The following is a 14,269-nucleotide window of genomic DNA, read 5'->3' on the forward strand; positions in this document are numbered from 1 at the left end:
CTCCCGTTATTATTTCAATCTTGTTGTGTAGCGCACACGTTGCGGGTGATCGCCTCAGGCCCCGATGTAGGCCTTGCGAATTTCTTCATTACCCAGCATCGCGTCCTTATCACCCTCCATCACCAGGCGACCGTTTTCGATCACGTAGGCGCGGTGAGCAATTTTCAGTGCGGCGAAGGCATTCTGCTCCGCCAGCAACACCGTGGTGCCCTGTTCGTTGATGCCCTTGATGGTTTCAAACATCTGCTTCACCACCAACGGGGCCAGGCCCAGGGACGGCTCGTCCAGCAGCAGTAGTTTTGGTCGCCCCATCATGGCGCGACCAATGGCCACCATCTGTTGCTGGCCGCCACTGAGGGATCCGGCGGGATGATCCTTCTTCTCATCCAGGATCGGGAACAACGCCAGCACCTGGTCCAGCGTCTTCTTCATGGCGACCTTGTCCCGGCGATGCACATAGGCACCCAGCATCAGGTTTTTCAGCACCGACATTTCCGGGAACAGCTTGCGTCCCTCCGGACACTGCACCACGCCACTCTGTACCAGGCCAGAGGGCTTCAGGCCGGTGACATCCTTGCCATTCAGGGAGATCCTGCCGGCAGTAGGTTTGAGCAAGCCGCTGATGGTATTGAACAGGGTGCTCTTGCCGGCGCCATTGGCGCCCAGCAATACCACCAGTTCACCCTCGCCCACCGTCATGGAGACTTTTTCCAGGGCCTTGAAGCTGCCGTAGCGGGCTTCCACATCGTTAAGCTGCAGCATCGTCATCACTCCCCAGATAGGCTTCGATTACCACCGGATTGTTGCGGATCTGTTCCGGGGTGCCTTCGGCAATTTTTTCACCGTGGTCCAGCACCATGATCTTGTCCGCCAGGCTCATGATCATGTCCATCTTGTGCTCAATCAGGCAGACGGTGACGCCGTGCTCCACCATCTTGCGGATCAGTGCTGCCAGGTTCTCGGTCTCCTCCGGGTTGATGCCACCGGCGGGTTCATCCAGCAGCACCAGCTCCGGATCGGTAGCCAGGGCCAGCGCAAAGGCCACGCGCTTTTTTTCTTCCTGGCTGATGTCCGCAGTAATGCGGTGACCGATATGGGACAGGCCGACGAAATCCAGCACTTCCTGGGCCCGGGAACGACATTTTTTCTCTTCATCACGCAGACGCTTGGAGTTGATGATCACGTCCCACAGGCGCGACTGGGTGCGCAGGCGATGACCCACGATCAGGTTGTCCAGCACCGTGGACTCATCGAACAGCGAAGTGGTCTGGAAGGTCCGCGCGATACCCAGGCGGGCAATGCGATCACAGGCCATACCGGTGATATCCATACCCTGGTATTCGATGGAGCCTTCCGTGGGCGCCATGGCCCCGGCCACCAGATTGAAGAAAGTGCTTTTACCCGCACCGTTGGGTCCGATGATGGCGTTGATCTTGTTGGCGTCGAATTCGATGCTGACGTTGTTCACCGCCGCTAGACCCCCGAACCGTTTGGTCAGGTTATTGATCTTAAGCATGGTTACCGGCCTCCTGATTGCGAGGTGTTACCGCCTTTTTCGTCTGCGACTTTTTTTCGCTGGCAGATTCCTTTTGGGCGGTTTCATGGGCTGCGGCCAGACGGCGACCCCGCCAGGTCAGGAAGGTGCCCACCACTCCGCGCGGGAAGAAGATCACCAGCACCACCAGCAGCGGGCCGAACACGATCATCCGGTACTCTTCCAGGAACTGCAGGGACTGGGTCAGCCAGGTAATCGCCAGGGTGCCGAACAGCGGCCCCATCAGGGTGCCGATGCCACCCACCAGCAGGAAGGTAATCATGTCGAAGGTATGCACCACGTCGGCTTCTGCCGGGCCGATAAAGCGCACCATCCCGGCATACAGCGCACCGGCCACACTGGCGTAGGTGGTGGACAGCACGAATGCCAGTACCTTGTTGCGCATCAGGTTGATACCCAGGGACGCGGCCAGCTCGTCACTGATACGAATGGCACGGAAACTGCGGCCCAACAGGGAGTTGGCAATCCGCGCCGCCAGCCAGATGGACAGCACCATGAACACCAGAGCCAGGTAATAGAACGGCGTGGTTTCGGTGAAATCCACCAGGCCGAATCCGCTCGGCGCCGGAATATTGATAATGCCCAGGGCACCGTGGGTCAGCTCCTCCCATTTATCGATCAACAGATAAATGATGAAGCCCACACAGAGGGTAAAGATGGCGAAGTAGTGCTCTTTCAGGCGCAACGACACCACCCCGGCCAGGAAGCCCAACAAGGCGCCGGCAATACCCGCTGCCACGAAGGCCCACCAGAACGCCCAACCATGATCCACGGTGAGAATCGCCAGGGTATAGGCGCCGATGGCAAAGAAGCCGCCATGGGCCAGATTCAACTGGCCACAAAGCCCGGTGATGATATTCATGCCGTAGACCGCAATGGCCCAGACAAATGCCAGTGCCATCACGTAGATCTGGTATTCATTGCTCGCCACGAAGGGGAACAGCAGTGCCGCAAGGATCATCACGATCTTCATCGCCGGCGTCATGAAAAAATCGGAAATCTTGTGCAGGGCGTTCATTAGCGCACCCCCTTGGTGAACAGACCGGTGGGCTTGATGGAGAGAATCACCACCAGCAAGGCGAAGGCGATGATGTCCTTGTAGTCGGTGGAGATGTAGAAGCCACCAAAGGCTTCCGCAAAACCGATGATCAAGCCGCCGACAATGGCACCGGGAATGGAGCCCATGCCGCCGAGAATGATGATCACAAAGGCTTTCATGATCAGCAGGTGCCCCATGGCCGGATACACCAGGTTAATCGGCGCGAACAGGGTGGCCCCCACCGCCGCCAGCACCCCGGAGATGGCAAAGGTCATCATCGCCACCCGGTTGGCATCGATCCCTACCAGGAAGGCCCCTTCCCGGTTCTGGGCCATGGCCACAATGGTGGAGCCGGTCAGGGTCTTCTTCAGGAATAGATGCAACACCGCCATCAGCGAGAAGGCGCCGACAATGATCAGTATCCGTTGGGCCGGCAGGGTCAGGCCGGCAAATTCCACAATGCCGGTGTAAGGCGTGGGCATGCGGCGGAATTCCGCGCCCCAGTGCATCTGCACCAGCGCTTCCAGAAACAGCATGATGCCGATGGCGGCAATCTTGTCGTGGATTGGCGGCGCATCACGCAAGGGGTTGAACACCAGTCGCTCGCACAACACCGCCAGCAACGCCACCGCACCGGCGGCGCCAAGCATGGCCAGCCAATAGTTGGCGCCAAAATCGACCATGATCACGTAGGACACATAGGCGCCCACCATATAGAGCGCCCCGTGGGCAAAGTTCGGTACGTGCAAAATGCCGTACACCAGGGTCAGCCCCAGGGCCACCAGCCCGTAGATGCTGCCCAGCGTCAGGCCGTTAAGCACTTGCTGCATGAATAAGTCCAAGGCAAAGCCTCCTGTATGGGGGACCCGCCGCTCAGTGGCATTGGCGTTTCCCGTTTTTCCTTTGTTATGTCAGCCCCTGCGACGTAGCGCTGCCGCGTAGGTTTTATTGTGGTGCTGACCGGGTGTTGTCCTGCTAGCAAGCCTGCTGTTTCTGCTCACTGGCCCATTCCTGCTCCTGCAGGGCTCGCCACATCACCTTGCCGGTGGGCGAACGGGGCAGCTCATCGCGAAACTCCACCACCTCTGGCACCTTGTAGGCGGCCATTTCTTCCTTGCACCAGTCGATGATGGCCTGCTCGGTGAGCGTGCCTTTCATCTCGTTGCGCAGAACCACACAGGCTTTCACGGTTTCACCGCGACGGGGGTGGGGAGTGGAAATCACGCAGCTTTCCTGGATGGCCGGGTGGCGGTACATGAGGCTTTCCACCTCGGCGGGCCAGACCTTGAAGCCGGACGCGTTGATCATCCGTTTGACCCGATCGACGATGAAGAAATAGCCCTCTTCGTCGTGGTAACCCAGATCACCGGTGCGGAAGAAACGCTTGCCATCCAGCTCGACAAACACCTTTTGCGTTTCCTGGGGACGCTTCCAGTAGCCCTGGAATACCTGCGGGCCATGGATGAGGATTTCCCCCACTTCACCCGGCCCCAGTTCCCTGCCGGTCTGGCCGTCGTCTTCCACTGCCACAATGCGTGAATCGATATCGAATACCGGAATCCCCAGACACTGGGACTTGGGGTTGTCGGTGGGATTGATGTGGGTGCCGGCAATGGTTTCGGACAGGCCATAGCCTTCCATGTAACGCAGTCCGGTGAGCTGGAAGAGTTTGTCGGAGACTGCCGCGGGCATGGCTGCCCCGCCACCGCCAATATTTTCCAGTGAAGACAGGTCATATTTCTCCACGTCGGGATCGGAGAGCAGATCGATGGCCATGGTGACGATATTCACCCAGCGGCTGACCTTGTAACGCTCAATCAGCGTGGCCGCCACGCGACGATCCCAGCGGGTCATCAAGACGATCAATGAGCCGCCATAGATTGGCGTGTTCATGGAGCCCTGCATGCCGGTCACATGAAAGTACGGCAGCGTGGCCAGAGTCACCGACTCGGTGGTGCCATGACTCCAGATCGCCCCCTGGACACAGGTGGCCATTACCGAACCATGGGTGTGCATGCATCCCTTTGGCGCCCCGGTGGTCCCGGAGCTATAGGGAAACACCGCCAGATCGTCCGGGCCGACCAACAGTTCGCCGGGGAATTCACCGGCGCCAATGGCGTCTTTCCAGGCAATGTGCGCGGGATGATTCAGCGCCACCGCCGGCGCTTCCACCTCGGCGGGCAGCGGCAGGTCCGTGTCACGGGTGAGGTAATCGCTGTAGGCCGCCACGATCACATGGCGCAGGTTCACCATGCCCACCACCGGGGCCACCGCCGGCAACAATTCCTGGCCACAGATGGCCACGGCGGCATCGGTATCCTCCAGGTAATGCTCCAGTTCGGCGGCCCGGTTCATGGGGTTCACCGGCACGACAATGGCATTGGCACGGAGGATGGCGTAGTAACTGATGATGAACTGGGGGGCGTTCTGCATGAACAGCAGCACCCGGTCGCCCTTCTCCACGCCCAGCGATTGCAGATAGCCCGCCAGGGCATCCACCTGCTGCTTGAGCTCCGCGAACGTGATGGGGCTGTCGTAATAGTTGATTGCATCCCGGTGGGGATAACGCAGGGCCGAAACCTCCAGATTGGTATAGAGGCTGGTCTGCGGCAGGCTGAGGTGGCGCGGCATATTCTCCGGCCAGACCGCATAGTGCCGATCAAACATGTTGTGCTCTCCCGCGACGCTTTTATAAGCGCCTTTTATTTGTGTTGCTGCTGTAGCGAATGCTGAAGGGAATCGGCGGTCCCACCGCCCTTCAGCGGAAACAAGATGTTGACTCGCCAGTCAATCTGACATGGCTCGGGAGGGTCGTCAATACTATTTTGGAATGATGTTTCGTTTTTTGAAACGAAATCTGAAATTGGCTGGAAAGGCGCTTTTATCTCGGCAGGCCCAAAAACATACCACTGGGTATGTGCTCTGCCCAGACCGACCATCGGAAATGCGGACCGGTATTTCAGTGGGATCTTCAGGGGCCGGGATCAATCTCCGGGACGCTGACGCAGGGAGGGAGCATGCTGCAGGGCGAACAGGCAGGTATCGACAAAATCCGTGGCTGCCCGCTCCAGGTCCAGCACCTCTGGATCGAGTAGCCAGGTCATGATCACGCCGGTGAGCTGGCTGTGTAACCAGCTAACGGCCTTTCCCGTATCCAGACTTTCCGGGAGCTGGCCGCGGGCAATGGCGTTGGCAAAGGTCCGTGCCAACCGCGCGGAGGAGTCCCGACAGGCCTCACGCTGGCGATCCAGCAAATCGGCATTCTCACCGCTGAACTCGCATTTCTGGAACATGATCTCGAAAAGCCGTCGCTGGCCGGGATCACAGACCGCTTGCTGTAACAGAAAGACCATAAACTCGCGCAGGCGCCCCAGTGGATCCGGCTCGCTGGCGTCCTCTGCCCGCTCCGCCAGGCTGTCGAACGGCAGACGACTGCGATCCACCATGGCCATGAACACATCATGCTTGTTTTTGAAGTGCCAGTAGATCGCCCCTCGCGTCACCCCGGCCTCGCTGGCAATATCCTTTAAAGAGGCGGACAGTACCCCTTTACGGTGAAAAACCTGCTCGGCGGCATCCAGGATCTGAGCCCGGGTTTGCAGCGCTTCTGCCTTCGTTCGCCTGACCATGGGAGACTCTTATGGACGTGAAAAAATCAAATGGATTCCGCGTTCGGGTCTATACATACATCACTGAATGTATATACTGAACCTGATTCATATTTCCTGCAAGCAGCGCCCGCTCACCGAGCCGGTGCCTGACGGCGTGTATTAAAACTAGAGGTGATTATGCGCAGCGGTTTGATTCTCTCCTTCCTGGCAGGCGCCCTTGCCCTGCAGCTCGGCGGTTGCAGTGACGGCGACCAGGCCGGACAGCAACAGCAGCAACAGGCGCCGCAGGTTGGCTTCATTACGGTAAAGGCTCAATCCACCACCCTCAGCCGGGAGCTGCCCGGGCGCACCACCGCTCACCAGATTGCCGAAGTGCGCCCGCAGGTCAGCGGCGTGATCGAACAGCGCCTGTTCGAGGAAGGCCAGAAGGTGGAAGCCGGGCAACCTCTCTACAAGATCGACTCCCGGACCTACCAGGCTGCCGTGGACTCTGCACGGGCGGAGCTGGCCCGGGCCCAGGCCACCCTGAACTCCAACACCCTGCGCGTGGATCGCTTCAAGACCCTGCTGGAACGCCGTTCCGTGAGCCAACAGGAATATGACGAAGCCAAAGCTGCCCTGGACGAGAACAAGGCCGCGGTGGCCGCCGCTCGCGCCAACCTGAAAAGCGCGCAGATCAACCTGGACTACGCCACCATTGAGGCACCGATCAGCGGCCGCATCGGGCGCTCCACCGTCACTGCCGGCGCCCTGGTCACCGCCAACCAGGCCAACGCCCTGGCCACCATCCGCCAGCTGGACCCCATTTACGTTGACCTGACCCAGTCCAGCATTGAGCTGCGCCGTCTGCGCCAGGCCATGGAAGCCGGCGAACTGCAGCAGGTAAGCGATGATGAAGCACGCATTACCCTGATCCTGGAAGACGGCAGCGAGTACAGCAAGGCCGGTGCCCTGCAATTCTCCGAATACGCAGTGGACGAAAGCACCGGCTCAGTGACCCTGCGCGCCCTCTTCCCCAACCCGGATGGTGATCTGTTGCCTGGCATGTTTGTGCGCGGCCGGCTTCCGGAGGGCCAGCGCGACGATGCCATTCTGGTGCCCCAGAAAGGCATTACCCGTGACCCTACTGGTCAGGCCAGCGCCATGCTGATTGACGAGAACAATACGGTGAAAAAAGTGAACGTGGTCACCGAACGGGCCGTGGGCAGTGAGTGGCTGATTGCCAGTGGCCTGAAAGACGGGGATCGCCTGATCGTGGATGGGCTGCAGAAAATTCAGCCGGGTATTCCGGTCAGCCCGGTAGATACCGAACAGCAGTCACAACCCTCCAAGGCACCCGCTGCGCAAGGCGGGGCTCAAGGCACGGGACAATAACCGCACGCGGCTCACTGGGCGCACACTAACTCGACGTAACGAGAAACGGGAATACCATGGCCAGATTCTTTATTGACCGCCCGATTTTTGCCTGGGTTATCGCCATCATCATGATGATGGCCGGTGCCCTGGCTATTTACACCCTGCCGGTGGAACAGTACCCGGCAGTGGCCCCGCCAGCGGTGACCATTGCCGGTAACTATCCGGGGGCCTCAGCAAAAACCGTGGAAGACTCGGTCACCCAGGTGATTGAGCAGCAGATGAGCGGTATCGATAATCTGCTCTATATCGGTTCCAGCAGCGATTCCTTCGGCAACGCCCAGATCACACTCACCTTCGCACCGGGTACCGACGCGGATATTGCCCAGGTTCAGGTGCAGAACAAGCTGCAACTGGCCACACCGCTACTGCCACAGGAAGTGCAACAGCAGGGTCTGCAGGTTAGCAAATCCTCGGATTCATTCCTGATGGTGGTGTCGTTTTCCTCCGAGGACGGCAGCCTTACCCGGGCCGATCTGGCCGATTATGTGGCCTCCAATGTGCAGGACCCGATCAGCCGGGTACCGGGTGTGGGCAAGATCCAGCTGTTCGGCTCTCCCTATGCCATGCGCATCTGGCTCGATCCGAACCAGCTCAACAAATACGACCTGACGCCCCAGGACATTACCCAGACCATTCAGGTACAAAACAACCAGGTGGCCAGCGGTCAGCTTGGGGGTGCCCCGGCGGTGGAAGGCCAGCAACTGAACGCCAACATCATTGCCCAGACCCGCCTGCAAAGTACCGAGCAGTTCGAGAATATCCTGCTCAAGGTCAATCCGGATGGTTCCCAGGTGTTTCTGCGTGATGTGGCGCGGGTGGAATTGGCGGCCCAGAACTATGATGTGGTGGGCCGCTATAACGGCCAGCCTGCCGCCGGTCTGGCCATCAGCCTGGCCTCCGGGGCCAACGCGCTGGATACCGCTGATGCGGTGCGCGCCCGCCTGGAAGAGTTGAAACCCTTCTTCCCGGAAAAGATGGAAATGGACTATCCCTACGATACGACCCCGTTCGTGGAGATCTCCATTGAGGAAGTGGTCCACACCCTGTTCGAAGCCATCATCCTGGTCTTCCTGGTGATGTATCTGTTCCTGCAGAATTTCCGCGCCACCCTGATCCCGACCATTGCGGTGCCGGTGGTGCTGCTGGGTACCTTCGGTGTGCTGGCGGCTTTCGGTTTCTCCATCAATACCCTGACCATGTTCGGCATGGTGCTGGCCATTGGCCTGCTGGTGGATGACGCCATCGTGGTGGTGGAAAACGTGGAACGGGTCATGCACGAGGAAGGGCTGCCACCCAAGGAAGCCACCCGCAAATCCATGGGGCAGATTACCGGCGCCCTGGTGGGTATCGCACTGGTACTGTCCGCGGTCTTTATCCCCATGGCGTTCTTCCCCGGATCGACCGGGGCGATTTACCGCCAGTTCTCGATCACCATTGTGTCCGCCATGGTGCTGTCCGTGCTGGTTGCCCTGATCCTCACCCCGGCGTTGTGCGCCACCATGCTCAAGGCCAAGGACGCGGAGCACCAGACCGATTCAGGTTTCTTCGGCTGGTTTAACCGCACCTTTGATCGCAGCAGCAAGGCGTATCAGGGGCGGGTGGAAAAGATTCTCGGCCGCCGGGGTCGTTATCTGGCCATTTACGTGGTGATCGTGGGTGTGCTGGGTTATTCCTTCATGCGCCTGCCTTCCAGCTTCTTGCCGGAAGAAGACCAGGGCATCATGTTCACCCTGGTCACCCTGCCCGCCGGGTCCACCCAGGAGCAGACCGTGGACGTGCTGAAGAAGATGGAGAATTACTACCTCAACGAGGAAACCTCCGCCGTGGATGGCCTGTTCACCGTTGCCGGTTTCAGTTTCACCGGCCAGGGCCAGAACGCCGGCCTGGCATTTGTGAACCTGAAAGACTGGAGCGAGCGGGACTTGTCCGTGGATGGGGTCGACCAGGTAGTGGGCCGCTCCATGGGCTTCTTCGCCAGCATCCGCGAAGCCATGATCTTTGCCCTGAACCCTCCCTCGATTCCGGAGCTGGGTAACGCCAGCGGCTTTGACTTTCAGCTTCTCGATCAGGCCGGTCGGGGTCACGAGGCCCTGATCCAGGCACGCAACCAGTTACTGGGGATGGCCAGCCAGGACCCGCGCCTGGCCGGGGTACGTCCCAATGGTCTGGAAGACAGCCCCCAGTACCAGCTCGACATTGACCAGCAGAAAGCCAAGGCCCTGGGGCTCAACATCAGCGACATCAACAGCACCCTGCAGATTGCCTGGGGCTCCAGCTACGTGAACAACTTTGTGGACCGGGGCCGGGTGAAGCGGGTCTATGTGCAGGCCGACGCGCCCTATCGCATGCTGCCGGAAAACATTGATGACTGGTATGTGCGCAATAATCAGGGCGAAATGGTGCCTTTCTCCGCCTTTGCCACCGGCCACTGGACCTACGGGTCGCCCAAGCTGGAACGCTACAACGGTGTCTCCTCAGTGAACATCCAGGGTAACGCCGCCCCCGGCTACAGTACCGGTGATGCCATGGATGCCATGGAAGAGCTCACCGCCAAGCTGCCGGCCGGTTTCGGCTTCGAATGGACCGGCCTGTCCTATCAGGAGCGCCAGTCCGGCGATCAGGCTCCGGCACTGTATGCCCTGTCGCTTCTGGTGGTATTCCTCTGTCTGGCCGCCCTCTATGAGAGCTGGTCGATTCCCTTTGCGGTGATGCTGGTAGTGCCCCTGGGGGTTATCGGTGCCGTACTGGCTGCCACCTTCCGGGGGCTGGAAAACGATGTGTTCTTCCAGGTAGGCCTGCTGACCACTATCGGGCTATCGGCGAAGAACGCCATTCTGATAGCGGAATTCGCCCTGGAGCTGGAGCAGAAAGGCGAGCACCTGGTCAAGGCCACTCTGGAAGCGGTACGCATGCGACTGCGGCCCATCCTGATGACCTCCCTGGCCTTCATGCTCGGGGTGACTCCGCTGATGATCAGCACCGGCGCCGGTGCTGGCGCCCGAAACGCCATCGGTACCGGGGTGTTCGGCGGCATGCTCACTGCCACGGTGCTGGCGATTTTCTTTATTCCGCTGTTTTATGTGGTGGTCCGCAAGCTCGCCGGCGTTCCCTTGAACGGCAAGCCGAAAGAAAACGCACCGCACTGATTCAGTCTGAACCTGTCAGGCGCCACCCGGAGTGGCGTCTGGCAGCCCCTTTTCCCTCCTGACAGCCCCCAACCGACGTCCGTTCATCGCCATTCGATTTTCGCCTGTCCCCTGCGCGACGCCAGCGTGAAGGAAAACATGGTACTTCTGTTCCTATCGATGGCGCATGGCAATTTTTGTGAATCAGATTTGGAAAAACGGCTGCAGATCGGTTAACGCGAACATCCATAAAACCGCACCGTTTATCCTTTTCGTCTGTTAATTCCATATTTTGCATCTATAAAAATCATAGCGCCTGTTCTGAATGGGGAAGCAGTTCAACCTGCTTCAGAGGTCTCACAACGAGATCCGGGGGAACAGAATGGAAGTAGCCGCTCCACAGGGAAGAGTCATGGACAGACTCCGTATCCTGGTGGTGGACGACAGCACCACCATCCGCAGCCTTATCACTGCCAAGTTGCACGAACTGGCAGCCGGCTCCTATGACCTGGACATTACCCAGGCCGCAGACGGCAGTGAGGCTCTGGCCTGTGCCCGGAAGCACCCTTTCGATCTGATCTTCCTGGATGTGGAAATGCCGGTAATGGGTGGCCTCGAGGCCTGCAGCGCCCTGCGACAGCAAGGTAACCCGGCACGCATCGCCATGCTCTCCAGCATGACCTCCGCGGAGGCGCATCTGGCCGGTCGCCAGGCCGGCTGCGACAACTATCTGGTCAAACCCCCGCATGACGCCGATCTGCGTTCCATATTACGCCTGGCTTCGTTGCGAAAACTCGCCGCTGGCTGAACAACAACCTCGATACGCATAACAAACCTACGACAGGTTCCAGGGGAGAAGGCCCGATGCAGGAAAACGACAAGGCACTGCAAAGCTTTCTGATCGAAAGTGACGAGAACCTGGGGCAACTGGAACAGGATATCGTGGCACTGGAGCGCTCCCCCCGGGACAATGACCGTATCGCCAGCGCCTTCCGGGCAATCCACACCATCAAGGGCACCTGTGGCTTCTTTGGGTTCAGTCATCTGGAGACCCTTAGCCATGCCCTGGAAGATCTCCTTGGCGCCATGCGCGACGGCGATGTGCAGATGGACTTGCCCCATGCCACCGTGCTGCTGGATGGAGTGGATGAAATTCGTGTTTTCCTCAAACGTATCCATGATGACGGCAACGATGGGGACCCCGCTCCACAGGCGCTGATGCTCCGGTTGCATCGGTTGATACCGGACCGCGCGCAAACCGGTGCCGCAACCCACCCGCCACCATCGGCCTCACTGAATTCTGAACCGGAATCCCTGGAACAACCGGAACCTCCGCTTTCGCCCCTCCATGACGAAGAGCCGGAAAACAATGGCGGCGCACACACCACCATGGCCGAAACCACCGTACGTGTGGACGTGGTGCTGCTGGATAAACTGATGAACGTGGTGGGCGAACTGGTGCTTACCCGTAACCAGCTGCTGCAACACACCGCCAGTCAGAACGACGCCCAGCTGGTCAATCTGTCCCAGCGTCTCAACATGGTCACCAGCGAGCTGCAGGAAGGATTGATGCAAACCCGCATGCAGCCCATCCGGAATGCCTGGTCCACCTACCCTCGCCTGTTACTGGATCTGGAGAGGAAAACCGGTAAACGGGTGACGCCGGTACTCAAGGGCGGCGACACCGAGCTGGACCGTAGTCTTCTGGAGGCCATTCGCGACCCCCTTATTCACCTGGTGCGCAATGCCGTGGACCATGGCATCGAAAGTCCGGAAAAACGTCGCGCACAGGGCAAGCCGGAAACCGGCACGCTGACCCTGAGCGCTTACCACGAAAGCGGCAATGTCACGGTGGAAATCAGCGATGACGGAGCCGGGCTCGACAGTGAAAAAATCATCCGTCGGGCCCTGGAGATCGGATTGGTTCGGCCGGAACAGGTGGAGCAGCTCAGCGAACAGGAAAAGATCCGCTATATTTTTGAACCCGGGTTTTCTACCGCAGAAACGGTCAGTGACCTGTCCGGGCGCGGCGTGGGCCTGGATGTGGTGCGCACCAATGTGGAACGCATCGGGGGATCCATCGATATCAAGAGCCTCACCGGCCGTGGCACCACCCTGAAACTGAAAATTCCGCTCACCCTCGCCATTGTCCCGGCGCTGATCGTGCGTTGTCTTCATCAACGCTTTGCCATTCCCCAGGCCAATTTGATGGAAGTGGTCTACGTGGAGTCCGACCGTCTCGACAAGGATATCGAAACGGTCCACGACGCCCTGGTCTATCGATTACGGGGCCGATTGCTGCCGCTGGTCGATATGCGCTCCCTGATGCAGATGGGGGACAGGGAAACCGAGAAAGACCAGTTCATTCTTGTCCTCACCGCCGATCAACAGGAGTTTGGTTTGTTGGTGGACGACGTTCGCGACACCGAAGAAATTGTGGTGAAGCCGCTGGGAAAACTGCTCAAGGATAACCCCTGTTTTGCCGGTGCCACCATCATGGGCGATGGTCGCGTGGCATTGATTCTGGATGTGAAATCCACCGCCGACTTTGCCGGTGTCACCCGCCATGAACGCAAACTGCGTCATCAGGAAAATCCGTTGGCCGCAGATACCCAGCCCATTCGTGCCGCCGAAAACTATCTTCTGGTTCGCCCGGATGGCACATCCGGTCGCTCCGCTATCTCCCTGTCAAAGGTGTCACGGCTGGAGGAAATCAGCACCGATCGCATCGAATACTCTGCCGGTCGGGAAGTGATCCAGTATCGCGGCGGTATTCTGCCGCTGATCCGCCTCGACAATCATCACGATATCCGCCCGGACGACCAGGACATTATCCGCATTGTTGTACAGCCCACGGAATTTGGCGAAGTGGGCCTGGTGGTCAACGACATTATCGACATCGTCAGCGATGACGAGGCCGCCATGCAACAGAACGGCAAAACCGAAGGCATTCTGGGCACCGGCATTCTGCAAGGCCGCGTCACCGACTTTATCGACTGTGATTCCCTGTTCAAGCGGTTCCATGGCACGCACGGCAATGAGGACAGCAATGGAAGCTAATCAACTGATCTGCACCTTTTCGGTGGCGGAGAAACATTACGGGGTGGTGGTCGACCATGTTCAGGAAGTGCTCGCCAACCACCAGATTACCGATATTCCACTGGCTCCCCCGGGAGTACTGGGATTAATGAATATTCGCGGCCGCATCGTGCCAGCCATTGCACTGCGCAAAGTATTGCGATTGCCCGGTGAAAACGAAGACGACAACACCATCAACATCATCATCAATCATGGTGGCGAGCAGGTAGGCCTGATGGTGGATCGCATTGGTGACATTGTCAGTGTGCTGCCGGAAGAGATTGAACCCCCACCGGAAACGCTCAAGGGGGCGCCACGCAAGTTCATGCGTGGCGTCTTTCCTGTCCAGGGCACCCTGTACCTGCTACTGGATCTGGACACCTTACTGGCGGACGAATTATGCAGCCGCTCAGCCAGCCGCGCGGCACACTCACTATTGCAATAG

11 protein-coding genes are annotated in these 14,269 nt (G+C 59.1%); 5 read left to right on the top strand and 6 right to left on the bottom strand.

What is annotated here, in order from left to right; genetic code table 11:
* Window positions 1-54: 54 nt before the first annotated feature.
* The 6 genes from C4S63_RS13910 to C4S63_RS13935 all read right to left on the bottom strand — a co-directional run bounded on the left by C4S63_RS13910 (window position 55) and on the right by C4S63_RS13935 (window position 6,223).
* A complete protein-coding gene (locus C4S63_RS13910; protein WP_103917936.1) occupies window positions 55-762 on the bottom strand; it encodes an ABC transporter ATP-binding protein in 708 nt (235 codons plus the stop codon).
* Complete coding sequence (locus C4S63_RS13915) at window positions 749-1,516, bottom strand: ABC transporter ATP-binding protein (RefSeq protein ID WP_062817931.1); 768 nt, start codon at window positions 1,514-1,516, stop codon at window positions 749-751. The genes C4S63_RS13910 and C4S63_RS13915 overlap by 14 nt, the downstream gene beginning before the upstream one ends.
* Complete coding sequence (locus tag C4S63_RS13920; protein WP_062817932.1) at window positions 1,509-2,573, bottom strand: branched-chain amino acid ABC transporter permease; 1,065 nt, start codon at window positions 2,571-2,573, stop codon at window positions 1,509-1,511. Before C4S63_RS13920 ends, C4S63_RS13915 begins: the two co-directional genes overlap by 8 nt.
* Window positions 2,573-3,424 (bottom strand): branched-chain amino acid ABC transporter permease, encoded by an 852-nt coding sequence (locus C4S63_RS13925; protein ID WP_231866108.1) that lies wholly within the window; start codon window positions 3,422-3,424, stop codon window positions 2,573-2,575. Before C4S63_RS13925 ends, C4S63_RS13920 begins: the two co-directional genes overlap by 1 nt.
* Before the next feature lie 145 nt (window positions 3,425-3,569).
* Window positions 3,570-5,261 carry a long-chain fatty acid--CoA ligase gene (locus C4S63_RS13930; RefSeq protein WP_103917937.1) on the bottom strand — a complete coding sequence of 564 codons (1,692 nt, stop codon included), beginning with the start codon at window positions 5,259-5,261 and terminating at the stop codon, window positions 3,570-3,572.
* 317 nt (window positions 5,262-5,578) lie between these two features.
* Window positions 5,579-6,223, bottom strand: coding sequence for a TetR family transcriptional regulator (locus C4S63_RS13935; RefSeq protein WP_103917938.1), 645 nt, complete (start codon window positions 6,221-6,223; stop codon window positions 5,579-5,581).
* Between the two features lie 159 nt (window positions 6,224-6,382).
* Between C4S63_RS13935 and C4S63_RS13940 the strand changes: the two genes are divergently transcribed.
* The 5 genes from C4S63_RS13940 (at window position 6,383) to C4S63_RS13960 (ending at window position 14,269) form a co-directional block, all read left to right on the top strand.
* Window positions 6,383-7,579, top strand: coding sequence for an efflux RND transporter periplasmic adaptor subunit (locus tag C4S63_RS13940; protein ID WP_103917939.1), 1,197 nt, complete (start codon window positions 6,383-6,385; stop codon window positions 7,577-7,579).
* Between the two features lie 56 nt (window positions 7,580-7,635).
* Window positions 7,636-10,767, top strand: coding sequence for an efflux RND transporter permease subunit (locus C4S63_RS13945; RefSeq protein ID WP_103917940.1), 3,132 nt, complete (start codon window positions 7,636-7,638; stop codon window positions 10,765-10,767).
* A 391-nt stretch (window positions 10,768-11,158) separates the two neighbouring features.
* Complete coding sequence (locus C4S63_RS13950) at window positions 11,159-11,554, top strand: response regulator (protein ID WP_063508095.1); 396 nt, start codon at window positions 11,159-11,161, stop codon at window positions 11,552-11,554.
* A 56-nt stretch (window positions 11,555-11,610) separates the two neighbouring features.
* Window positions 11,611-13,806: a chemotaxis protein CheA gene (locus tag C4S63_RS13955; RefSeq protein WP_103917941.1), complete on the top strand. Its 2,196-nt coding sequence runs from the start codon at window positions 11,611-11,613 to the stop codon at window positions 13,804-13,806.
* Window positions 13,796-14,269, top strand: a complete 474-nt coding sequence (locus C4S63_RS13960; RefSeq protein ID WP_062817940.1) for a chemotaxis protein CheW — start codon at window positions 13,796-13,798, stop codon at window positions 14,267-14,269. The genes C4S63_RS13955 and C4S63_RS13960 overlap by 11 nt, the downstream gene beginning before the upstream one ends.

The organism is Alcanivorax sp. DSM 26293 (assembly GCF_900107995.1).
Lineage (GTDB): Bacteria > Pseudomonadota > Gammaproteobacteria > Pseudomonadales > Alcanivoracaceae > Alcanivorax.